We start from the raw sequence: 22,156 nt of genomic DNA, 5'->3' as shown, positions 1-22,156 counted from the left end.
TACGGCAGTAAAAGCTCAGACAAACTTGTCTGGGCTTTTTTATTTTTATCTTGAACCAAACGACTCCCCCCCTTAAGCTAGCATTAATGACCCTCTTGAAATGTATCTATGTCCCCAGCGTTAGGCTCTAATTATTCCCGCATGAAAGATGCGCTCTCCATATACTGTCATAAACGAGTCTTGGTTCTGTTATTTCTTGGTTTTTCGGCAGGCTTACCATTAATGCTGGTTTTTTCAACCCTCTCATTCTGGCTTAGAGAGGCCGGCATCGACAGAACCGCAATAGGTTATTTCAGCTGGATAGCCCTCGCCTATGGCTTCAAATGGGCCTGGTCACCGCTGGTCGATAGACTCTCGTTACCTATTTTTACTCGCTTACTCGGACGGCGACGAGGATGGATGCTATTTGCACAGATGCTGCTCGTCGCAGCCATTTTAGGCATGTCTTTTAGCGATCCGCTGCAAGATCTGGAACGCCTTGCCCTGTTTGCCTTAATGGTCGCCTTTGCCTCGGCCACACAAGATATCGTTATCGATGCTTTTCGTATCGAATCCGCTCCGGAGAAGATGCAGGCTGCATTAGCGGCCGCCTATCAAGTTGGTTATCGTAGTGCCATGATTTTCGCCACTGCAGGGGCCTTGACGATTGCCGCCTGGGTTGACCCGGGGAATAACGAATACAACCTAGTCTCCTGGCAGACGGCTTACCTTATTATGGCCGGACTCATGTCGGTAGGTATTCTCACCACTCTCTTAAGCAAAGAGCCTGAAGTCGAGAATAAACAAGCCGATGAGCTGGAGCAAAAGCTAAAACAGGATCTGAGCCTTCGTTACCCTAAACCTGTGGCTGGTACGCTATCTTGGTTATATACCGCCAGTGTATTGCCTTTCATGGACTTCTTTAAACGTTATGGTCGCAACGCCATATTGATCTTACTCCTCATCTCCTGTTATCGCATATCTGATATCGTCATGGGGATCATGGCCAATGTCTTTTACGTCGACATGGGGTTTGCCAAAGCGGAAATTGCCGCCATCAGCAAGATTTATGGCCTGATTATGACCTTAGTCGGGGCTGGATTTGGTGGCGTGCTGCTGGCTCGCTACGGTACCATGAAGATACTCTTTGTCGGTGCCCTGCTTGTCGCCGTCACTAACCTATTGTTTGCCTACCAAGCAGTGGTGGGATACAACGTCCCCCTGTTAACTGTCGTCATCTCCATCGATAACTTCAGTGCCGGTATCGCAACGGCGGCCTTTATTGCCTACCTTTCGAGTCTGACCAGCAGTGGCTACAGTGCCACGCAATACGCGCTACTCTCCTCTATCATGTTACTTTTCCCGAAATTTATCGCGGGCTTCTCGGGTGCCTACGTCGATGCCTACGGTTATGTGAACTTCTTCATTGGCGCCAGTATTATCGGCTTACCCGTTCTATGGTTAGTGCTCTTGGTAGACAGGCGAACCCGGCATGACGAGAGATTAAAGCAGGAGCTGCAGACAAAAAGTGACGAGTCCCATGACTCAGCCGAGCGGCAGACTTAACTTCCCAGATAAACAGCTAAAAAACAAAAAAGCCCTCATGATGAGGGCTTTAACGTTACAGGCTAACAACTAAGAGTCAGTCACGGAAGTTATTGAACTGGAATGGCTGACCTAATTCAGACTCACGTGCCAATGCCATGACGGCTTGCAGATCGTCGCGCTTCTTACCGGTAACACGCACCGAATCACCCTGAATAGATGATTGAACCTTCAGCTTACTGTCTTTAATCATCTTGACTAACTTTTTAGCGATCAGGGTTTCAATGCCCTCTTTAAAGCGCACCTTTAAAGAGAAAGTCTTGCCACTATGCAGCGCCTTTTCATCAACATCCATGGAAGCCGGATCGACACTACGCTTACTCATCTGCATGCGTAGTATGTCGACCAGTTGCTGACACTGAAAATCATCTTCAGCCGATAGCGTGACCACATGGTCTTTATATTCGATACTCGCTTCCTTACCACGAAAATCGAAACGACTCTTCAGTTCACGTACTGAGTTATCTACGGCATTTCGCAGCTCAACTTCATCGACTTCAGAAACAATATCCATTGAAGGCATTTTAGTGTCCTATTACAATATTTTTTGTGGGGTTAGTTTAACGTATCTGGAATAAATATGAAGCCTTATCAACGAGAGTACATCTCTGCTTAACTGCAAATTATGGATGATATTCTTGGTGACAATCTGCCACCATTTTTCTATGATGGCACAAACAACAAAACTTCCATCGACATAGTGATATCAAGACGAAACATATTTAAACTGGCGCTGGCCATAGCCCTGATAGTCATCAGTTACCTGGTTTTTTCCAGGCCCAACTACCCTCAACTGATCCCCCATATGGACAAAGTTGGGCACCTGGGTAGTTTCTTCTGTCTCTCTTACCTGACCCACTTAGCGTTTAAACCCAGATGGCAATATCTGGCTCTCACTCTTGCCGGTTATGCTGTTTTCATTGAACTGGTTCAGTCCACACTGCCTTATCGCAGCGCATCGGTGGGCGACTTCATTGCCGATATGGCCGGAGTAATGCTGTTCTACTTAAGCCATTGGAGCTACCTTCGTTATTTCCGTGCAGCAAAGCTCCCCGAATCCGAATAAACTAATTTGATTGAAATAATAGGGTGAATCCATGGGTCAACAACTTTCGTTATTTCCGTGCAGCTAAGCTCACCGAGTCCAAGCAAACTAATTCAGATTAAAACAATAGAGTGCATCCATGGGTCAACAACTAGTCGATGAAAAAAACATTGCGATTCTGGGCGCCGGCGCCGTGGGTCAGCTCATCTACCAACAACTGCTCACCGACGGAAATGCCCCTCTACTCATCGCCAGAGAAAATGAACGGCAGCAGCGAGTTACCTTTACCGCTTTAGATGGTGAGGTAACCGAATCGACAGCCATACTGGCCTCGCCTAAGAGTGTGTCTCCACTACTTGAACAGGTTCGACTCCTCATCGTCTGTGTCAAAGCCTATCAGGTTTGTGACGCGCTAAACTCCATCATAGATAAGCTATCCCCAAAATGTCATATCCTTTTGCTTCATAACGGTATGGGCCCTCATCTCGAGGTACCAGCGCTTCTCCATGGGCAAGGGTTAAGTTTAGGAACCACCTCTCAGGCGGCGCTTAAGCACGAACGCTGGCACATAGAACAAACCGGCTCGGGAAGCACTCAGTTAGGACATCTCACCGGTCCCCGGCTAAGCCAAGAGTTAAGAACACGCTTGTTAAGCGCCATTCCAAACAGCCAATGGTGTGAGCCGATTTTACCTTCGCTCTGGCACAAACTCGCCATCAATGCGGCGATCAACCCTCTCACTGCGATACATGACTGTTGCAATGGAAAATTAGCCGAAGAACAATATCGCCAGCAAATCTCTGTGGTTGTTTCTGAGTTGATTGAGGTCGCATCAGCGGATGGTATCGAGCTAGATAAGTCAGCACTCATTAACCGGGTATACGAGGTTATAGGGCTGACAGCGGCCAACTTCTCATCAATGCATCAAGATGTCCTGAACAAGAGAAAGACAGAGATCGAGTCGATAAATGGTTTTGTGGTTCAAAGAGCACAACACCATAATTTAACCGTAAATGAGAACTTAAGCCTCCTTGAGCAGGTCAAAAATATGGAATCTGATTACCTCAAATAAGTTGATCACATCAGTGCCAACAGCTGTGGGCGATAAAGAATACCGAAGCACTATTTTTTATCTCCCCCCCGCCCCTTTTAACCACATTGTATTTCCCACTCCCCCGCTCTATTGAGTGAACATTGAGTGAGTACTTAGTGACAGAGTGCATCACTTCATTTTTCGTCTACTATTATGAGAAGAGAAAGCAGATTGAAAACTATGGAAAAAGCATATGCAAAGAGAGCAGTGGAACTCACGTATTGGCTTTATTCTCGCGGCTGTTGGTTCTGCTATCGGGTTAGGTAATATCTGGCGATTCCCCTATATGGCTTATGAAAACGGTGGCGGGGCCTTCTTTATCCCTTACCTCTTTGCCATGATATCTGCCGGTATCCCTTTTATGATAATGGAGTTTAGTCTCGGACATAAACTGCGCGGAGCCGCGCCCAAAGTATTCTCGAGATTAGGCATACACTATGGGCTCAGGCTAGAGTGGCTCGGCTGGTTTCAAGTTCTCATCGCCGCCGTCATCGCGGTGTACTATGTGGCCATTATTGGCTGGACTATCTCCTTCTTAGGCTTCTCATTTACACAGAGTTGGGGAACCGACACCAACGCTTTCTTCTTCAATGAATACCTGCAACTTGGCGATAACTCCCCCACCAGCTTAGGGGTTTTCCAACCACATATCGCCCTGCCGATGGCCATCGCCTGGGCCATTACCTCCCTAGCCATTTTCACCGGCGTGAGGAGGGGGATAGAGCGCGCGAGTAAAATTATGATGCCCCTACTGTTCATCATGGTGTTAGTCTTGATAGGCCGAATTGTATTTCTTCCCGGTGCGCTCGAAGGCCTCAACTATCTTTTTCAGCCTGATTTTAGCAAAATATTGGACACTAAGGTCTGGTCTGCAGCCTATGGGCAGATCTTCTTCACCTTAAGTGTAGGTTTCGCCATTATGCTCGCATATTCGAGCTATCTCCCTGAAAAGTCGGATATCAACAATAACGCGTTCATGACAGTGCTAATCAACTGTGGTTTCTCTATCATGGGCGGGATCATGATATTCGGAGTGCTTGGCTATATGGCACAAGAGCAGGCTAAACCTTTGACTGAGGTGGTCACATCCGGCGTTGGGCTGGCGTTTGTAACGATCCCCGCAGCCATTAATCTACTCCCGGCACCTTATATACTCGGTCCACTATTTTTCTTCGCATTGGTGGTTGCAGGTCTGAGTTCCCATATCTCTATCCTTGAAGCCGTGACCTCAGCCATTATGGATAAGCTTCACCTGCCCCGCAAAAAAGCGGCTGCGATAGTATGCGGTAGCGGCTTTATCATCTCCATGGCGTTTGCCACGAATGGCGGGCTGCTACTGCTCGACCTCATCGACTACTTTATTAATAATATCGCCCTGCTATTCAGCTGCTTCATTGAGCTCATCATCCTTACCTGGCTATTTAAAATTGCCGATATAAGAGACTACAGCAATCGACTCTCGGAATTCACCATAGGCATATGGTTTGAGCTCTGTTTACGCTTTATCAGCCCGGCAATGTTGGGCATCATTCTCGTCAGAAATTTAGTCAACACTATCAATAATGGTTATGGTGATTACCCGATAGCAGACCAGCTACTCTTAGGTTGGGGGCTCATTGCCATCATGTTGTTTATCTCAATATTGATAAACTTCGCATCCAATCACAAGGAGGAACTATGAGTACCGGAGCGATAATTATGTTGGTGCTGGCCCTTACCATCACTTGGGGTGGCGCCGCAATTTGCATCGGGATAGCGATGAGAGCCCGAAAGCTTAAGTAATACCCATAGGTATAATAGCTAGCACAGCAGCTTAACTTAGCGACTTATCAGGGTCTCAATTTTAGATATCCCCTCCAAATAGGGCACATCCTGGCGAACGAGCTATTCAGATTGTTTGCGGTTCCCTGCATCGTCAGTTGCAGCAATTTTTTATCCGAGTTAAATTACTCCTCACTTCCCCAGCAGTTAATACGAATCAAGATGCCGACACCCCATACCCCAGCCTTTCTTTATTCATTCAAAAGAAGTGCGATATTTTACGCCGCCATGTTTATCGCCATACTTGTCAGCGTGAATTTTATCGATCGAGAGCTGGCAGACTTTATTTATCAACATTCATTTGCCAACTCATTGATCAAATTGCTGAGTAATACCCCCCTTTTTTTAGAAATCTTATCTGCTATTGCGGTCGCGCTTTGTATCGTCCCTAAGCTACGTCACCAATATAGATGGTTAGCGATAAACTTGGCGGCAACCTTTATCCTGGCATCGATACTGCGCGTGAGTGCAAAAGCCTTGTTTGGCCGCACTTGGCCTCAGACCTGGGTTAACTCTAACCCCTCCTGGATAAGCGACCGTATCGAAGGGTTTCACCCTTTCGCCGAGGGGCTCGCCTATAACTCATTTCCATCGGGTCACGCCCTGTTCACCTTTGCACTGGCGACAACCTTCTGGTATCACCTTCCCCGCTATCGTCTGCTCTGGATAGCCACCATGTGTGCAGTATTTATCGGACAACTGGGGCAAAATTATCACTATCTGGGGGACTTGCTAGCTGGTGCGACATTGGGGACATTTATCGCGCATATGGTTATTATTGTAACTGAGAAGGCGAGCAGCAGAAGCTGCAGGCCTAGGTTGTTCTAGGTAAACCATTTTCTGGTATAGTTTTACCAGACAGGTTTCAGCCAGTAGAAAAGTGATTAACCCCACATAACCAGTATCGCTGCAACCGCGATCAAGACTAAGGCAAATACCTCTTTAATTTTGACCTTCTGCTTTAACCAGAACATGGCAATCATCAAAGTGAAAAATACCTCTATCTGCCCCAATGTCTTTACATAGGGCACGGCCTGTAGAGACATGGCGCTAAACCAGCCAATGGAACCCAAACAGCTGGTTGTACTAGTCAGCAGGGTCAGCTTGGGGCGCTGCCAGAGTGCCGTTAAGGTCTGCTTATCGGAAGCATAGATATATGCCAACAGCACGATGGTTTGAATCGTTATCACAAAGAGTAAAACCCAGGCGGCCCGGTGAGGAAAAGGTAGGTCTAAATTCAGGCTCGCCTCACGCACCCACAGAGATGTCAGCGCAAATGCACTGCCGCAAGCCAGCCCGATTAAGGCCGTCTGCAAAGAGATATCCTTTAATCCCCGACGGCTACTCATCAGGAAAATAGCGACGCCACCGATCATCACACCAAGCCAGCCCAGTAGAGAGAGCTGAGTACCGAAAAAGAGAACCCCCAATATCGCAGCCACTAAGGCCTCACTCTTAGCAAGCCCGGCTCCAACGGCAAAATTTTTCAGCTTAAACAACTTAACCATCAAGGCCGTAGCCACAATCTGCATTGCCGACGCCCCGAGCACATAAAGCGAGAAGGCTAATGAGATCTCGGGTAATTCTACTGGTTGCCACAGATAGAGCATCAACAGGTAAAGCCCAGCTATGGGCCCGGCCCAGAGAAATCGCGCCAGAGTGACTCCGGCGACTTTCACCTCTCTACTCAGTTGGCTCTGAAACGCATTACGCCAGGCCTGCATGGAGGCGGCCAGAAAGGTAAACAAGATCCACATAAAGATCGACCACTTCTGAAAGCTTAAAATAGGCGCTAAGAATATCCCATCGGCTTGAATCAAACGACCAAGAACAGAGGAAAGTTAAATATACTCATTATCAGTCAAAGTAATAATACATAAAAAAACCCCGAAAATTCGAGGCTTTAATCTAATATTGGTAGCATCCTCAGATAGCTGGCAGATGGGTCAATATCTAATATGTGTAACTGGCCCCCAAGCCTAGTGGCATACCAATCGACCAATAAATCAGTAACCAGCTACTCCACAATGCAAGCAAACAAAGACTAAACGGTAACATCATTGAAATGAGGGTTCCGATACCGATATTCTTCACGTAGCGCTGACAATAGACAACGACAAGTGGGAAATATGGCATTAATGGGGTAATAATATTGGAACTGGAATCACCGACACGGTAAGCCGCTTGTGACAGATCCGGGCTGATATTCAATTGCATTAACATAGGTACCAGCACCGGACCAATTAAGGCCCACTTAGCCGATGATGACCCAACAAACAGATTCACAAAGGCGACTAAGATGATCATACCCACTATGGTCACTTCAGCAGACAAATTCATCGCCTGAAGACCACTTGCCCCTTCAACCGCGATTAGCGCTCCTAAGTTTGATGCAGAAAATGCTGCCACAAATTGAGCACAGAAAAATGCCATCACGATATAGTGAGCCATTCCGCCCATCGACTTAGACATGGCTTGAACGACATCGGTAGAATTTTTAAAGGTGCCGGTAATATAACCATAAATCCCCCCAGGTATAACAAAGAAGATGAAGATCAAGGGCACAATTGACTGCATTAAGGGGGCGCTGAAGCTGGTGAGCGACCCATTAGCATCACGCAGTGTTGAGGTTTCAGAAACAGTGAGCGAGAAGAAAGCTATAATTGCAGCCAACATAACCAGGCTGGCAACGCGAAATGCTTTTTCCTCTTTAGGTGTGCTCTCTTCCATAGAGGGCACATCGACCTCTTCGGTATTGACCTTATGAGTACGATTCAACCTGGGCTCAAGTACCTTATCGGTTAAATACCAGATAACTAACACGATAGGGATACAAGAACTTGCGGCGAAGAACCAGTTGTTCAACGGGTTAATCTGAATATCAGGGTCAACAATTTGCGCTGCCGACTGAGTAAAACTTTGCAGTAGCGGATCGATACCTGACGGAATAAAGTTAGCACAGAAACCACCAGAAACGCCGGCGAAAGCTGCCGCAATACCCGCTAACGGGTGACGACCTACGGTAAAGAAAATCACCCCGGCAAGCGGGATCACCACCACATAACCTGCATCGGTAGCGGTATGAGAGATAATCCCCACCAAGACAACTGCAGGCGTTAAAAACTTAAGCGGGGTGACTTTAAGCATCTTCTTAAGTGCGGTATTGATAAAGCCTGAATGCTCGGCAACACCGACACCTAACATAGCGACTAACACCACGCCTAATGGTGCAAAGGCCGTGAAGGTGGTAACCATGCTGGTTAAAAAGTGAGTCAACGCCTCAGCGCTCAGCAAGTTTTTAACTTCTATAGGTGAACTGGTTCTGGGATCTATGGCCTCAAAACTGATACCAGACAGCAGTGCCGATAACCCCCACACCGCAAAGAGTAAAATAAGAAATAGCATTGCGGGATCAGGTAGTTTATTACCGACCCTTTCAATTCCATCCAACACCCGCCCGAGTATACCCGGAGCTGCCTGTTCATTTGCCATAGTTCATCACCCTCTACTTAATTAAGCACTCCAGACTTTTCGACAAAAAGCGGGCGCGACTTTTTTTATGTCGCAGCAGGATACAGATGAACTCTGTAATCAACCTTAATCTTTTATACCAGTTGCATTAAATAATTAACCAATTCAAGGCGCATTGATGAGGAAATGCTGCTCTTGGTTGTAGAACTCGGCCTTTTAAGTCAATGCAAAGCAGAAGTGGGAAGCCTGAGAGACTCACGTAGTGCGAGCTTCAAAGCCCTTTATGCTGCACTGGATGCTTTCGATATAGAATAACTATTAGCTTCAACCATCCTACTTGCCTACAGAGCTTTGAACTCTCGCTGAATGGTCAGGTACTTAATACAATTGGTATTAAAAAAGCAGCTAAAAAAAAGCCCCGGTATCTACAGGGGCTTTGAAAATAGAGCGTTAGCGAGTGCTACTTACTGGTATCAATCGCATCGAATGATTTAACCAGGTCATCGACTGCCTTCATCTGAGTCAAATACGCTTCTAACTGATGAAGTGGCAGCGCACATGGGCCATCACACTTGGCATTATCAGGATCTGGGTGTGCTTCGATAAACAGACCAGCCAAGCCAAGTGCCATACCGCTACGGGCAAGTTCTGTCGCCTGAGCACGACGACCACCGGCGCTATCGGAACGTCCGCCCGGACGCTGTAGTGCGTGAGTCGCATCGAAGATCACCGGATAACCGGACTGCTTCATCTCATCCATGCCCAACATATCAACCACTAAGTTGTTATAGCCAAAGCTGCTGCCGCGTTCACACAAGATGATCTTATCGTTACCGGCTTCATTGAACTTAGTAATGATATGGCGCATCTCGTGAGGCGCTAAGAACTGAGGTTTCTTAACATTGATAATGGCATCGGTTTTAGCCATCGCCACAACCAGATCGGTTTGGCGAGCAAGGAAAGCCGGCAGTTGAATGATATCGACCACTTCTGCCACAGGGGCACACTGGTGTACTTCATGCACATCGGTGATAAGAGGAAGATTAAAGGTCGATTTAATCTCTTCGAAGATCTTCAACCCCTCTTCCATTCCCGGACCACGGTATGAATTTACTGAAGAGCGGTTAGCCTTATCGAAAGACGCTTTAAAAACATAAGGAATACCAAGCTTTTGAGTCACTTCTGCGTAAGTTTCAGCAATCTTCATTGCTAAATCGCGCGACTCGAGTACATTCATACCGCCAAACAACACAAAAGGTTTATCGTTTGCAATCTCGATTGAACCCAGACCTATGATTTTATTACTCATTAAAACTTCTCTCTTAAAGAGCCGAGGCGATGCATCGGCATGAATCAATTTGGTTTAACGTCTACTTTGCGGCCCAACCCACTAACAGCATGCCACACACCCAGAGTATAGATAACAAGCTACAAGCTGGCACCTAGCACCTAGAATCTAAAAGTTAGGTCGCGATGATCTGCAAGATCTGTCCGCACATCCACGCCATATATGTTCCAACAGCATAGCCTAATACCGCCAGTAACACACCCACGGGGGCTAAGGCCGGATGGAATGCCGCAGCGACTACGGGCGCCGATGCGGCACCACCTACGTTGGCCTGGCTACCTACCGCCATGTAGAACAGCGGGGCCTTGATCAACTTAGCCACGATCAACATAAAGCTCGCATGAACCATCATCCATATTATACCGATCGCGAAGTACCAAAGGTTATCGGGATCGGCAAGTTTTGACACATCCATATGCAAACCGATGGTTGCGACCAGAATATAAAGGAACGCAGATGCCACCTTAGATGCGCCGGCAGCTTCAAGGTGACGAACCGGGCTAAATGACATGGCGAGACCAATACTAGTCACAGTTACGATTAACCAGAAAAACTTAGATGTCAGGCTATAGTCACGCGTCCATGGGTAGTTGGCCTCGAAGAATGGGCCAAGGAAATCGGCAAAAACATGGGCTAAACCTGTGACACCGAAACCAACCGCCACGATCATCATCAGGTCATTTAAGCTCGGAATGCGTGCATTCTCGGCGTGGTACTTTTCAACTTTTTCTTTGAGTCTCTCGATAGCACTCGTATCGGCCCCGGTCTTCTTATCTATCTGCTTGGCTTTAGATGCCATAAACAGCAACACAGCCATCCAGATGTTGGCCACGATAACATCGACGGTCACCATGATAGAGAAGATGTCACCACCCGCTTCATAAATTTCTTTCATGGCTGCCTGGTTGGCACCGCCGCCAATCCAGCTGCCTGCCAGCGTGGTCATTCCTCTCCAAACGGCTTCGGGTCCATGACCACCGATAATTTCGGGGTTAAGGCTGGAGATAATGAGCAGAGCAATGGGCCCACCGATCACGATACCAACCGTACCGGTCAGGAACATGATGATCGCTTTTGGCCCCAAAGAGAGAATAGCCTTTAGATCGACACTTAAGATCAGCAGAACCAGACACGCAGGTAGCAGGTAACGAGATGCAACGAAGTAAAGTTGAGAAGTATTTCCGTCAATGATATTAAACGTATTAAGTAGTGATGGCAGGAAATAGCACATCAATAACGCCGGAATGAATTTGTAGAACTTCTTCCAGAAGGGGTGTTTACTGTTACTCGTATAGAATACAAAACCTAAAATCACAGCCAACAAGCCTAAACCTGTGGCATCATTCGTCACTAAAGCAGTACTACTCATTCGGTGTTATCTCCCTAACTGGCATTTCTTGATTATTTTTTATTTTTAGTTTTATCGTTATCGTTATCGTTCTTGTTATCGTGCTTGGCGTTTTGATAAATGGTGTTTTCGGATGAAATTTATCGAATTGTTTACGAACGGTTTGCAACTGAACCAGAAGTGGTAAAACAGAGAAGAGTGCAGTACAAGATTTTCATTCTTAATTTATAGAATTTAAATTACCTGTACTACTGTATCAACCCTATGTTTATCCACTTCTCACCTTGCTGCATCTTTCGATGACTCGAGTAGAGGCTAATGATAGACCTCTTGTTCCTCTTTAAGCTCTTTCAATTGCATCTTAACTAACTCAATCACAGGATCATGAGGGCTGTTATCGACAAAATGTTTCAGATCAGCAGCCGCCACACTGATACAACCTAACTGCTGAGCGATAAAGGCACGTTCACGATTAAGATTCAGATCGTCTTCATGCCACTGCAATAACAAGTTACAGCACTCCATCGCCGGCTCAAACTGATGCGAGACGATACTACCGGCCTTAAGCTCATGTATCATCCTCGATATCAAGCGCTTTAGACTGGCAGGTTTTAAGTAACTCGGCTTAAAAGGCGCGCCATTGCCCAGCTCCCCCCTCACCAAAGCATGCAGTTGATGGCGGTTAAGTCGATCGCCGGTCAGGGGATCGATATAACAGACCTCATCGTCGATTCGGCTACAAAGAACGGTGGTTCCGGGAAGCAGAAGAGGCTCAAGGTTAAGATCCAACTGTTTGGCCAGTAACATAAGCACTGTCGCCAACGTGGTACTGTTTCCCTGACGGGTGGTAACACAAGCACCGAGATCGGCAGCCTCAACACTGAAATAAGACTCTCGGGCACAAAAGCCGAGATCTTGATAGAACCAGTGCAATAAGCCATCTAATCTAGCATGTCTATCCACAACATAATGGCTCAATACTGCACCGGCGATCTCAAGCCAAGCCCACTTAGCGGACTCGACCTTGGAGAATCCCAAATGTTCGGTAATTTCAAATGCCGATTCGGGAAGTTGAATCGTCTCTTTCAATGTAAAAGTTGTCATTATCCCAACAGCATCGCTTGTTTTAACATAGCCAATTTAGCAGCGTAAACAACCCAGCCAATCGCACCGAGAGCCGCAAAGACTTTGAACAAAGTACCTTTTTGTGCCTTCATCGAAATTGTCGCAAGGAAGATATAGGCAACAACAGCCCCTAACTTTTCTGATAACCAAGGATCGACAAAAGGGTACTGCTTAATAAGAACACAAAGGAGCAAGCCTGATAGCAACAGGAAGGTGTCGATCACATGGGGAGCGATTTTAACCAGCTTCTTCTCCATGATTGGAGATTGACGCAGGTGTAATACAAAACGTACCAGAAAAAACAAGACGCTAGCCGCAACCAGAGTCAAATGAAGATGCTTAATCACCGGATAAAGACTGTAAAAAGTTTCCATTAATAGTTCTTATTTGGCTGACAAAGGCGGTAGTGTACCCGATCCCCTCCACCATCACCAATATCATGGTCAGAATCTCTTCAAACGGTTAGAATCTCTACAAACAGGCAATCAATATGGAAACGCTAATGACCCCGACTTTCACAACTAACTTTACACTCGACGATAGCAAAGAATTTGCCAACGCCGTCGAAAATAAGATTGCCGAGTTCAACTGGCAGAACTGGGAAGTCTCAGAACGTTTATCTCTTGGACTCAAACTCGAAGACGAAGCAGGTGAGTTATTGGCTGGCTTCTCGGCCCGAACATTCGGTAACTGGTTGCAGATAGACAACCTATGGGTAAGTGAGACACTAAGAGGGCAGAATATAGGCAGCCAGCTTTTAGCAGAAGCCGAGGCCATAGCCATCGAGCGCGGCTGCATCTTCGCCATCCTCGACACCCTAAACTTCCAGGCCCGCCCCTTCTACGAAGCCAGAGGCTACACACTGCAATGGACCCAAGTAGCCTACCCCAAAACCGGCTGCAAATACTTTATGGTCAAAAATCTGGTGGCTTAGAAATAAGCCATTATCATCTTATATTTAGCTTTGATTCACTTGTCTGATAGCAAGTTTCAAGTATCTTTTGGTTAATCAAGCTACGCTTGAATCCTTATAGTTAGACTACGTCTAACAACTAACGTCGTGGGTATCCAACCCACACCCGGGCAAGGAGGACTGCTCGTCCTTATCCTCCTTGACTCTTGGTGAACCAAAGTACCATAACGCCCCGGCGAAGTTGTGCTCCTCATACTTCAACAAAAATTGTCTGACGACTCAGATGCTCCTGTAACCCTCCCCTAAAATAGTCTCATGCATAATTAGAGTTCTCCCGGTACACTGATATCTCAAGGAGAACAGCAATGAAGAAATCACGCTATACCGAAACTCAGTTAATTAAGATCCTGAAAGAAGTAGAAGGTGGTCGTCTGATCAAGGAAGTCAGCCAGGAATACGGTATTTCAGAGGCTACCTATTACAACTGGAAGAGCAAGTTCGGTGGTATGGAGGCCTCAGACATTAAACGCTTACGCGAGCTTGAAGATGAAAATCGGCGCTTAAAACAGATGTTTGCAGACATCAGTTTGGAACATAAGATCCTCAAAGATCTCGTCGAAAAAAAGCTCTGAAGCCAGCGGTCAGGCGCGAACTGGTTGAGTATGTGCTCAATGTACATCAAACCAGTATTCGTCTTGCCTGCCGCGTTGTTGGCATCAGTCCATCGGTATATCGTTATCAGCCTGATAAGTGCCGGGATGACCCCGTTATTGCCGCGCTTCAGGAGCATGCCGAAAAATATCCGGCATACGGGTTTGGCAAGCTGTTTAAAGTCCTTAGACGCAAGGGAAAGTCATGGAACCATAAACGTGTTTACCGTGTGTATTGCGAGCTTAAATTGAACTTCCGTCGCAAGGGCAAGAAACGCCTGCCGAATCGCCCCCCCGCACCGTTAGCGGTTCCTGAGGCAATGAATCAATGTTGGTCGATGGACTTTATGTGTGACAGTTTACACTGCGGGCACCGCTTCCGAACGTTTAATGTCATTGGTGATTTTAACCGGGAAATATTGGCTATCGAAGTCGATTTAAGCCTCCCGGCCCAACGCGTTATCAGAGTGCTGGAGCGAATTATTGCCTGGCGTGGTATGCCACAAAAGCTGCGGATGGATAATGGTCCGGAGTTTATCTCGCTGGCTCTGGCTGATTGGGCAGAGCGCAACCGAGTTCAACTGGAGCACATCAAACCAGGAAAGCCGACGCAGAATTCATATATCGAGCGATTTAATCGCACATACCGAACAGAAGTTCTGGACATGTACCTGTTTAAAAGTCTCAGGGAGGTACGTGAAATGACTGATAACTGGATGAATGAATATAACGAAGAGCGGCCACATGACTCACTTGGAGATCTCACTCCGTGGGAATATTTGGCGAGCAAGAAACAGGGAGAAAACTCTACTTTTAAGTGGAACTAAAATAGGGAGGTTTACACTATGACCATTTTGGCTGAAAAGCCGAGAATTTAGATAACCTATAATCAATTTGCCTCACTATGTCAGTTTCACAATAAGTAAAATTATATTTTTTAGCGTTATAGAGTTCGCACATATTGGAGAACCTTTATGCTTCCCCACCTTATCTCCCATTAACACTGCCAAGCCGAAGAGATAACTTTCTTTAAAATCAACAGGTGTAGATAATGGAATGGACCCATCCCCTTCTAATCGGCCTCGCAATGGGCCACGATTAAGTTGATACAACTCATCAGAAAGAGGACAGGTCCATCATGAAGATTACTACAATTGGTTTAGATATCGCAAAGTCTGTTTTTCATTTTGTTGCAGTAAATCAGGCAGGCAAGTTAGTTAAAAAGAAGATGCTCAGGCGAAAAGATGTGATGCACTTTGTTGCCAAGATAGAGCCATGCCTAATAGTCATGGAGGCCTGTGGTAGCGCAGACTATTGGGCTAGGGAGTTTCAAAAACTCGGACACCAAGTGAAGTTAATCGCGCCACAATTTGTCATCCCCTATCGACAAGGGAATAAGAATGATTATAACGATGCGCTTGCCATCGCTGAGGCTGCCCAAAGGCCGAACATGCGCTTCGTACAACCAAAGCCTGTCGAACAGCAGGATGTACAGATGCTTCACCGAATGAGGGAGCGTTTAAACAAACAGTCTACAGCTTTAGTCAACCAAGTCAGAGGCATGCTGGCAGAATACGGCATCGTAATAGCGAAAAGCAAAGCGGCATTTAGAAAAGCTTTTCCTGAAATTCTATCTGATGAAAGCAATGAACTTACAGTGAAAGGGCGATACATATTTAATCAGTTACATGGCGAGTTTATCGACATAGAGAAACGCCTAAAAAGCTGTGATACTCAAATATTAGAAGAGAGAAATACAAATCAAGTTTGCCAGCGTTTAGAGACAACCCCAGGTATTGGCCCTGTCACTTCGACAGCTTTTTATGCGGCTGTGGGAGAAGGAAAAGACTTCTCCAATGGTAGGCACTTCTCAGCTTGGTGTGGCTTAGTGCCAAAACAACATAGCAGTGGCGGCAAAGATAACCTGCTAGGGATAAGTAAAAGAGGCAATGCCTACTTACGAACGTTGTTTATACATGGAGCAAGAGCGGTCTTGCAGCACTGCGGGGGCAAACAAGATAGGTTGAGCCGCTGGGCATACGCTTTGGCTGAAAGAAAGGGGTTCAATAAGGCCTGCGTTGCATTGGCTAACAAGCTTGCGCGAATGGCCTGGGCTATCGCAGCTTGGAAAGATGAATATAGGACATTTGCTTAGCAGTTGCCCTAAAGTAAGACGAACCGAGTTAGTGTAAAACATACCAGCAAGTTGCTATGACACTTGATTTGATGATGAGACAGTCAGACTGCTCTACTTAAAACCTTACAGATACTTAGGCTCTATAAGAAGCCGTGCAGATGATAAGGAAAGTAGAGGCACATATCCATCAGGGCCGGAGGTTAACCTCATAAACAGGCCGAATATATGGGTGCAATGAACTCTTCTCAAAATTGATATCAAATGTCTTGCAAACGGGATGGGTCCATATAAAACGGGATGGGTCCATATAAGTATCTGCACACACCTCGCCGGAGGCGATAGATAACAATGAAGGTACGACCTTCAAGCAAACTTCCCAATATCAACAACCCACATAGAAAATGTGATCAACCTTCATTTCAAGGCTAGCTAGTTTTGCCGTTCGACAAACAAAAACGCCATTGGTAAACAAATACCAATGGCGTTCAAATTCATTCAGCTAAAAGCAGCACCAGCCAATGCCTCAGCACTCTTCACCTTAAAGAGACTACCTTGGGGATCAACCCAAGCTGGCTATCTTGGCCAACGACCTACCGTGCAACGGTCATTGCTACCAAAGTCACGCACAGTGGCGACATTTTCATAGCCCAGCTCAATCATCTTATCTCGAAGCTGTATGGCCTGCCCGAAGCCATGCTCAAGTAGCAGATAGCCACCCGGCGTGAGGTAGTCTCGAGCACATGAGGCGATATGGTAGAGATCCGCGAAGCCCTCTTCTCCTGCCGTCAACGCGCTTTGAGGCTCAAACCTGACATCCCCCTGACTCAGGTGTTCATCAGTTTCGTCTATATAAGGCGGATTAGAGACAATTAAGTTGAAATCATAACAGCCAACAGAGTCGAACCAGTCACTCTGTACAATCTCGACCTGTGGGAGCTTCAGATGTGCTCGATTCGCCTTAGCCAGAGCCACCGCTTCGATGATCTTATCGACCGCAGTGATCTGCCACTCTGGCTTCTCATAGGCCAAAGATAGCGCAATCGCTCCGGTTCCGGTGCCTAAATCTAATACCCGGGCACTCTCTGCCAGAGGCAGATTCAAGGCGGTCTCGACTAAAATTTCGGTATCCGGCCTCGGGATCAGCGTCGTCGGATTAACCATAAACGGCAGAGACCAGAATTCACGCTCTCCGACGATATGCGCAATAGGTGTCCCCAGGAGTCGTCTGGCAACCATCTCGCCAAAAGCGGTCACCTGATCCGATGTTAATCGCTCATCGGGCCAAGTATAGAGATATCCACGTTGTTTATGAATGATATGAAGTAATATCACCTCGGCATCGAGCTTAGGCGTATCTGAAATTTTTTGCAATTGAGATGAAGCCCACTTGAGGGCTTCGGCTAGAGTCTGGTACAAAAGCGTTCCTTAATTTGAAACCTTGTTTAAACAGTCAGAAGGAGCAAAAAACTAATTACTCTTCTGATAATGCCGCTAGCATATCTGCTTGGTTTTCTAACATTAAGGGCTCAATGATTACATCGAGTTCACCTTCCATCACTTCGTTTAAACGATAGAGAGTCAGGTTGATTCTATGCTCGCTCACACGACCTTGTGGGAAGTTATAGGTACGAATTCGTTCTGAACGATCACCACTACCGACTAAGTTGCGGCGGGTACTCTCTTCGGCACTACGACGCTTTTCATCTTCTACAGCTTGAATACGGGCTGTAAGCACACTCATCGCTTGGGCACGGTTCTTATGCTGTGAGCGCTGGTCTTGACACTCAACGACAATACCTGACGGGATATGCGTAAGACGAATAGCCGAATCTGTTTTGTTGACGTGCTGTCCACCGGCGCCCGATGCTCTGAAAGTATCGACTTTCAAATCGCCCTTATTAATTTCAATGGCTTCTGATTCAGGAATTTCAGGCAAAACAACAACGGTACATGCAGAGGTGTGTACACGGCCTTGAGACTCTGTTTCTGGCACACGTTGAACGCGATGTCCGCCAGACTCAAACTTCAATTGTCCGTATACGCCTTCACCGCTGACTTTAGCAATAACCTCTTTAAAGCCGCCATGTTCACCTTCGTTGGTGTTCATCACTTCTAACTGCCAGCGCTTACTTTCAACGTACTTGCTGTACATGCGGAACAGGTCGCCGGCAAAAATAGCCGCTTCATCGCCACCCGCACCTGCACGAATTTCAATAAAGCAGTTGTTATCATCATTAGGATCTTTAGGAAGCAGCAGGATCTGCAGCTCATCTTCAAGACTTTCTATTAGTGACTTAGCTTCTTTCATCTCTTCCTGAGCCATCTCTTTGAGCTCAGGATCATCATCACTAGCCATCTCTTTCGCAGCTTCAAGATCTTCTGTAGCTAGCTGGAAAGACTTAAAGCTTTTGACGACATCTTCAAGTTGAGAATACTCTTTTGAGAGTGCACGAAAACGCTCCTGATCGGAAATAACACCCGGATCACTGAGTAGAGCTAACACTTCTTCATTACGCTCAAGCAAGCCTTCTAGCTTGCGAATGACACTGTCCTTCATTAAAACGCTAACCTTAGTTTTTATCTAATCCGAGCGCGGTTCTAAGCTGGCCAATGCTATTCAAATCACCTTGGCGGCTTGCAACAGTCAATGCTTGAGTCGGTGCGTGGATCAACTTATTAGTTAGCTTATTGGCCAGTTCGAGTAGTAATTTCTCACTGTCTCCGCCCTGGGCTAACTTATTGATTGCACGCTCAACCAGCTCATCTTTTATAGCCATACTCGCGGTACGGTATTCACGAATGCTGTCGACCGACTCTAAGGAGCGGACCCATTCCATGAAAAGATGCGATTGTTCTTCAGCAATTACTTCCGCTTGCTCGGCAGCCTCTCTTCGCGAGGCCATATTCTGTTCAATAATGCTTTGCAGGTCATCCACTGTATAGAGGAAGGCATCGTCAAGCTCTGCTACCTCAGCTTCAATATCACGAGGAACGGCTATATCAACCAACAACATAGGTTGATGACGACGCTGCTTAAGCGCTTTTTCTACCATGCCTTTACCTAAGATAGGTAGCGGGCTTGCGGTAGATGATATCACGATATCGGCCTGCGGGAGATAATCAGGTATCTGTTCCAGCGTAATTGCCGTGGCACCGAACTCTTCACACATGCCTTCTGCACGTGAAAGGGTGCGGTTTGCAACCACCATAGAGTCGACACCATTATCTTTCAAATGCCGTGCAACCAGTTCTATGGTCTCACCGGCACCGACGAGCAACACTTTTGTGGTACTCAAGGATGAAAAGATATGCTTGGCCATACTCACGGCAGCAAAAGCGACAGAAACGGCGGCAGCGCCGATCTCTGTTTCAGTTCTAATCTTTTTTGCTACTGAAAATGTATTTTGGAAAAGCCTGTCCATGGTAATCGCAACGCTGCCCGCCTCCTTCGCCTTAACGAAAGATTGCTTTACCTGGCCTAAGATCTGAGGCTCACCAAGAATTAGGGAGTCGAGACCTGAAGATACACGCATTAAATGCTGTGCAACGGCTTGGCCTTCAAACTTATATAAGCAAGGCTCGACGTCTTCGTGGGAGAGTTGGTGATACTCTTCTAACCAACGAATAACCTCAGCCTCATCACCTGTGTTGGTGTAAAGCTCTGTTCGGTTACAGGTTGATATGATAACAGCTTCGCCGGTCTTGGTACGACTCGCCAGACTTTTCATAGCATCATGAATTTTATCTGGTGAAAACGCTACCTTTTCACGTAGGTCGACCGTGGCTGTTTTATGATTAATACCGATTGCTACAAGGCTCATCTGACTCGTTTTAGTCTCTAGGCATCTCATTTATTGTCAGCCATTCTACTGAATTGAGTGAACTAAAAACAGAATATGCTTAACAAAACCGAATAATAATCTCATTTCTTATCCATTTTCACAATTAAGGTCACCGAATTTACGCCTCTAAAGACGCTGACAGGAGTGAGTCACAAGCTTGATTGGCTGCGCCTTACAGTATATTTTACGATTACCATTGGTATTCTTATCAAGCCCTCGTATCATATGAAGTCGTTAATATCAGTAATAGATGAATAATTTGAGCTATCTCACAAAAATACCACTCATCTGGGTGCTGTTAAGCGTAACTTTGCTTTCAGCCTGCTCCATAGCACCACCAGAGAATTTCATTCCGGTGCAGGTGGATGATGTCTCAAACGCTCAGGCATGGGAGATGCAGGGAAAACTTGCAGTAAGAACCAGTAAGGACAAATTCAGTACGAATATCTACTGGTTTCATACCGATAAGAAAAATGAATTAACGCTCACCACCATGTTAGGCACAACCGTACTCTCTTTAACGACCTTAGAAGACGAGGCTCGCTTAGAGGTCGATGGCAAGGTCTATCGGGATAGAGATGCTCAACGGCTCCTCACCAGAGTGACGGGCTGGTCGATTCCGGTCGATGCTCTTCCGCTATGGATAACGGGGCAACTCAGTGATGACGACGAACTGCTCGTTCAAGATGAGCAACAAAGACCGATAAAACTAACAACACAGAATCCACCACCTTGGGAAGTTGAGTTTATAAGCTGGCAACAACAAAGTGGTGCAGAATTACCCCGATTACTACAACTAAAAAGAGAGGACCTGCGCCTCAAATTACAGATCAGCCACTGGCAGGCCTTGTCAGCGGCCCACTTATTGCCTTCGAATCAACCAGAAGAGCGCTTAAATGAGCAATAAATTATCACAAGGCTGGCCCGCTCCGGCCAAACTCAATCTTTTTTTACACATCAATGGTCGCAGGGCTGATGGCTATCATGAGCTGCAAACCCTTTTTCAATTTATCGACTACTGCGATTATCTCGACTTCAAAGTCACTGACACATCGAACCTTAAATTGCACTCCAATATGGGCGGCGCTGTCGCCGATAGCGATAACTTAATTCTGCGTGCCGCAAAATTACTGCAACAGGAATCCGGCTGTAGCAAAGGCGCTGAGATCTGGCTTGATAAACGACTCCCTATGGGGGGAGGTATCGGTGGTGGTTCATCCGACGCCGCAACAACATTAGTCGCGTTGAATCACCTTTGGAATACCCAATTAAGTAAAGATAAATTGATGAGAATCGGATTACAACTCGGTGCCGATGTCCCTGTTTTTATTAATGGTTTAGCCTCCTTCGCCGAAGGCGTTGGTGAGGAGTTACAGGCCGTTTCCCCAAAAGAATATTGGTACTTAGTGCTGATCCCTAATGTACATGTTTCTACCGCAGAAATATTCCAGGATCCTGAGTTACCTCGTGATACACCTAAGCTTGATATTGCCTCTTTAATGAACGGTATCTGGCAAAATGACTGCCAATCACTGGTTGCAAAGCGTCACCCTCAAGTTGCCAAAACACTGCTCTGGCTGCTAGAATATGCGCCGTCCAGAATGACCGGAACAGGAGCATGTGTTTTCGGGGAGTTCGAACAGCAGCAGCAGGCCTTAGATGTTTTGGCGACATTGCCAAGCGATATGACAGGGCTTGTGGCGAAAGGGGCAAATACATCATCTTTAGAGCTGAGATTAGCTCAGCTCTAAACACAATATCCTGGAGTTATAGCTTGTA

The 22,156-nt window shown here is 46.4% G+C and carries 21 protein-coding genes; 11 read left to right on the top strand and 10 right to left on the bottom strand.

Going from position 1 to position 22,156, the window contains the following annotated elements; all coding sequences use genetic code 11:
- Positions 1-108: 108 nt before the first annotated feature.
- On the top strand, positions 109-1,545 hold the full coding sequence (locus tag EKG38_RS20570) for an AmpG family muropeptide MFS transporter (RefSeq protein WP_126522612.1): 1,437 nt from the start codon (positions 109-111) through the stop codon (positions 1,543-1,545).
- A 76-nt stretch (positions 1,546-1,621) separates the two neighbouring features.
- Here the strand turns inward: EKG38_RS20570 and EKG38_RS20565 are convergent, their stop codons facing one another.
- Positions 1,622-2,107 carry a YajQ family cyclic di-GMP-binding protein gene (locus EKG38_RS20565; protein WP_126522609.1) on the bottom strand — a complete coding sequence of 162 codons (486 nt, stop codon included), beginning with the start codon at positions 2,105-2,107 and terminating at the stop codon, positions 1,622-1,624.
- Between the two features lie 102 nt (positions 2,108-2,209).
- Here EKG38_RS20565 and EKG38_RS20560 point away from each other — a divergent pair, with 102 nt between their 5' ends.
- The 5 genes from EKG38_RS20560 to EKG38_RS20540 all read left to right on the top strand — a co-directional run bounded on the left by EKG38_RS20560 (position 2,210) and on the right by EKG38_RS20540 (position 6,371).
- Entirely contained in the window at positions 2,210-2,650 is a 441-nt protein-coding gene (locus tag EKG38_RS20560; RefSeq protein WP_439332672.1) for a VanZ family protein, read from the top strand.
- 118 nt (positions 2,651-2,768) lie between these two features.
- On the top strand, positions 2,769-3,701 hold the full coding sequence (locus EKG38_RS20555; protein WP_126522607.1) for a ketopantoate reductase family protein: 933 nt from the start codon (positions 2,769-2,771) through the stop codon (positions 3,699-3,701).
- 214 nt (positions 3,702-3,915) lie between these two features.
- Positions 3,916-5,403, top strand: coding sequence for a sodium-dependent transporter (locus EKG38_RS20550; RefSeq protein WP_126522604.1), 1,488 nt, complete (start codon positions 3,916-3,918; stop codon positions 5,401-5,403).
- A complete protein-coding gene (locus EKG38_RS20545; protein WP_126522602.1) occupies positions 5,400-5,504 on the top strand; it encodes a MetS family NSS transporter small subunit in 105 nt (34 codons plus the stop codon). The genes EKG38_RS20550 and EKG38_RS20545 overlap by 4 nt, the downstream gene beginning before the upstream one ends.
- Positions 5,505-5,705: 201 nt before the next feature.
- The gene (locus tag EKG38_RS20540) at positions 5,706-6,371 is read left to right on the top strand and encodes a phosphatase PAP2 family protein (protein WP_126522599.1); all 666 of its coding nucleotides are present in this window, start codon (positions 5,706-5,708) and stop codon (positions 6,369-6,371) included.
- Between the two features lie 56 nt (positions 6,372-6,427).
- Here the strand turns inward: EKG38_RS20540 and EKG38_RS20535 are convergent, their stop codons facing one another.
- From EKG38_RS20535 to EKG38_RS20510, 6 genes are all read right to left on the bottom strand, one after another.
- Entirely contained in the window at positions 6,428-7,300 is an 873-nt protein-coding gene (locus tag EKG38_RS20535) for a DMT family transporter (RefSeq protein ID WP_126522597.1), read from the bottom strand.
- A 196-nt stretch (positions 7,301-7,496) separates the two neighbouring features.
- Positions 7,497-9,035, bottom strand: coding sequence for an AbgT family transporter (locus EKG38_RS20530; RefSeq protein ID WP_126522594.1), 1,539 nt, complete (start codon positions 9,033-9,035; stop codon positions 7,497-7,499).
- Positions 9,036-9,474: 439 nt separating this feature from the next.
- Positions 9,475-10,323, bottom strand: coding sequence for a 3-deoxy-8-phosphooctulonate synthase (gene kdsA / locus EKG38_RS20525; protein WP_012143784.1), 849 nt, complete (start codon positions 10,321-10,323; stop codon positions 9,475-9,477).
- A 154-nt stretch (positions 10,324-10,477) separates the two neighbouring features.
- Complete coding sequence (locus EKG38_RS20520; protein WP_126522590.1) at positions 10,478-11,731, bottom strand: DUF819 family protein; 1,254 nt, start codon at positions 11,729-11,731, stop codon at positions 10,478-10,480.
- A gap of 294 nt (positions 11,732-12,025) precedes the next feature.
- The gene (locus EKG38_RS20515; RefSeq protein ID WP_126522588.1) at positions 12,026-12,814 is read right to left on the bottom strand and encodes a transglutaminase family protein; all 789 of its coding nucleotides are present in this window, start codon (positions 12,812-12,814) and stop codon (positions 12,026-12,028) included.
- Positions 12,814-13,209: a SirB2 family protein gene (locus tag EKG38_RS20510; RefSeq protein ID WP_126522584.1), complete on the bottom strand. Its 396-nt coding sequence runs from the start codon at positions 13,207-13,209 to the stop codon at positions 12,814-12,816. The genes EKG38_RS20515 and EKG38_RS20510 overlap by 1 nt, the downstream gene beginning before the upstream one ends.
- A 128-nt stretch (positions 13,210-13,337) precedes the next feature.
- Between EKG38_RS20510 and EKG38_RS20505 the strand changes: the two genes are divergently transcribed.
- The 3 genes from EKG38_RS20505 (at position 13,338) to EKG38_RS20495 (ending at position 16,553) form a co-directional block, all read left to right on the top strand.
- Positions 13,338-13,769: a GNAT family N-acetyltransferase gene (locus tag EKG38_RS20505; protein WP_126522582.1), complete on the top strand. Its 432-nt coding sequence runs from the start codon at positions 13,338-13,340 to the stop codon at positions 13,767-13,769.
- A 344-nt stretch (positions 13,770-14,113) separates the two neighbouring features.
- Positions 14,114-15,225 (top strand): IS3 family transposase gene (locus EKG38_RS20500; protein WP_126522579.1). Its coding sequence is split into 2 segments (ribosomal slippage): positions 14,114-14,375 and positions 14,375-15,225, totalling 1,113 coding nucleotides; the frame shifts between segments, so codons are not numbered across the junction.
- A 311-nt stretch (positions 15,226-15,536) separates the two neighbouring features.
- Complete coding sequence (locus EKG38_RS20495; protein ID WP_126522576.1) at positions 15,537-16,553, top strand: IS110 family RNA-guided transposase; 1,017 nt, start codon at positions 15,537-15,539, stop codon at positions 16,551-16,553.
- 555 nt (positions 16,554-17,108) lie between these two features.
- On the opposite strand, the gene prmC is transcribed toward EKG38_RS20495, so the two are convergent.
- From prmC to hemA, 3 genes are read right to left on the bottom strand one after another with little or no spacing between them, the layout of a single operon-like run.
- Positions 17,109-17,951, bottom strand: a complete 843-nt coding sequence (gene prmC / locus EKG38_RS20490; RefSeq protein WP_126522573.1) for a peptide chain release factor N(5)-glutamine methyltransferase — start codon at positions 17,949-17,951, stop codon at positions 17,109-17,111.
- 55 nt (positions 17,952-18,006) lie between these two features.
- Positions 18,007-19,092 carry a peptide chain release factor 1 gene (prfA, locus tag EKG38_RS20485; protein ID WP_126522570.1) on the bottom strand — a complete coding sequence of 362 codons (1,086 nt, stop codon included), beginning with the start codon at positions 19,090-19,092 and terminating at the stop codon, positions 18,007-18,009.
- A 13-nt stretch (positions 19,093-19,105) separates the two neighbouring features.
- Positions 19,106-20,356 (bottom strand): glutamyl-tRNA reductase, encoded by a 1,251-nt coding sequence (gene hemA / locus EKG38_RS20480; protein ID WP_041421787.1) that lies wholly within the window; start codon positions 20,354-20,356, stop codon positions 19,106-19,108.
- A gap of 271 nt (positions 20,357-20,627) precedes the next feature.
- Between hemA and lolB the strand changes: the two genes are divergently transcribed.
- Both lolB and ispE read left to right on the top strand, forming a co-directional pair.
- Positions 20,628-21,284 (top strand): lipoprotein insertase outer membrane protein LolB, encoded by a 657-nt coding sequence (lolB, locus tag EKG38_RS20475; RefSeq protein WP_126522568.1) that lies wholly within the window; start codon positions 20,628-20,630, stop codon positions 21,282-21,284.
- Positions 21,274-22,128 (top strand): 4-(cytidine 5'-diphospho)-2-C-methyl-D-erythritol kinase, encoded by an 855-nt coding sequence (gene ispE, locus EKG38_RS20470; RefSeq protein WP_126522566.1) that lies wholly within the window; start codon positions 21,274-21,276, stop codon positions 22,126-22,128. Before lolB ends, ispE begins: the two co-directional genes overlap by 11 nt.
- Positions 22,129-22,156 lie beyond the last annotated feature (28 nt).

It is taken from the genome of Shewanella canadensis (genome assembly GCF_003966225.1).
In the GTDB taxonomy this organism is placed as follows: Bacteria; Pseudomonadota; Gammaproteobacteria; order Enterobacterales; family Shewanellaceae; genus Shewanella; species Shewanella canadensis.
The sequence above is the reverse complement of the archived record's forward strand: the minus strand, read 5'-3'. Positions and strand labels throughout refer to the sequence as shown.

What these genes read in the sequence shown, in the direction of transcription:
- EKG38_RS20570 (WP_126522612.1), top strand. Translation starts at nt 109, where the DNA reads ATGTCCCCAGCGTTAGGCTCTAATTATTCCCGCATGAAAGATGCGCTC.
- EKG38_RS20565 (WP_126522609.1), bottom strand. Translation starts at nt 2,107, where the DNA reads ATGCCTTCAATGGATATTGTTTCTGAAGTCGATGAAGTTGAGCTGCGA.
- EKG38_RS20560 (WP_439332672.1), top strand. Translation starts at nt 2,210, where the DNA reads ATGGATGATATTCTTGGTGACAATCTGCCACCATTTTTCTATGATGGC.
- EKG38_RS20555 (WP_126522607.1), top strand. Translation starts at nt 2,769, where the DNA reads ATGGGTCAACAACTAGTCGATGAAAAAAACATTGCGATTCTGGGCGCC.
- EKG38_RS20550 (WP_126522604.1), top strand. Translation starts at nt 3,916, where the DNA reads ATGCAAAGAGAGCAGTGGAACTCACGTATTGGCTTTATTCTCGCGGCT.
- EKG38_RS20545 (WP_126522602.1), top strand. Translation starts at nt 5,400, where the DNA reads ATGAGTACCGGAGCGATAATTATGTTGGTGCTGGCCCTTACCATCACT.
- EKG38_RS20540 (WP_126522599.1), top strand. Translation starts at nt 5,706, where the DNA reads ATGCCGACACCCCATACCCCAGCCTTTCTTTATTCATTCAAAAGAAGT.
- EKG38_RS20535 (WP_126522597.1), bottom strand. Translation starts at nt 7,300, where the DNA reads ATGTGGATCTTGTTTACCTTTCTGGCCGCCTCCATGCAGGCCTGGCGT.
- EKG38_RS20530 (WP_126522594.1), bottom strand. Translation starts at nt 9,035, where the DNA reads ATGGCAAATGAACAGGCAGCTCCGGGTATACTCGGGCGGGTGTTGGAT.
- kdsA (WP_012143784.1), bottom strand. Translation starts at nt 10,323, where the DNA reads ATGAGTAATAAAATCATAGGTCTGGGTTCAATCGAGATTGCAAACGAT.
- EKG38_RS20520 (WP_126522590.1), bottom strand. Translation starts at nt 11,731, where the DNA reads ATGAGTAGTACTGCTTTAGTGACGAATGATGCCACAGGTTTAGGCTTG.
- EKG38_RS20515 (WP_126522588.1), bottom strand. Translation starts at nt 12,814, where the DNA reads ATGACAACTTTTACATTGAAAGAGACGATTCAACTTCCCGAATCGGCA.
- EKG38_RS20510 (WP_126522584.1), bottom strand. Translation starts at nt 13,209, where the DNA reads ATGGAAACTTTTTACAGTCTTTATCCGGTGATTAAGCATCTTCATTTG.
- EKG38_RS20505 (WP_126522582.1), top strand. Translation starts at nt 13,338, where the DNA reads ATGACCCCGACTTTCACAACTAACTTTACACTCGACGATAGCAAAGAA.
- EKG38_RS20495 (WP_126522576.1), top strand. Translation starts at nt 15,537, where the DNA reads ATGAAGATTACTACAATTGGTTTAGATATCGCAAAGTCTGTTTTTCAT.
- prfA (WP_126522570.1), bottom strand. Translation starts at nt 19,092, where the DNA reads ATGAAGGACAGTGTCATTCGCAAGCTAGAAGGCTTGCTTGAGCGTAAT.
- hemA (WP_041421787.1), bottom strand. Translation starts at nt 20,356, where the DNA reads ATGAGCCTTGTAGCAATCGGTATTAATCATAAAACAGCCACGGTCGAC.
- lolB (WP_126522568.1), top strand. Translation starts at nt 20,628, where the DNA reads ATGAATAATTTGAGCTATCTCACAAAAATACCACTCATCTGGGTGCTG.
- ispE (WP_126522566.1), top strand. Translation starts at nt 21,274, where the DNA reads ATGAGCAATAAATTATCACAAGGCTGGCCCGCTCCGGCCAAACTCAAT.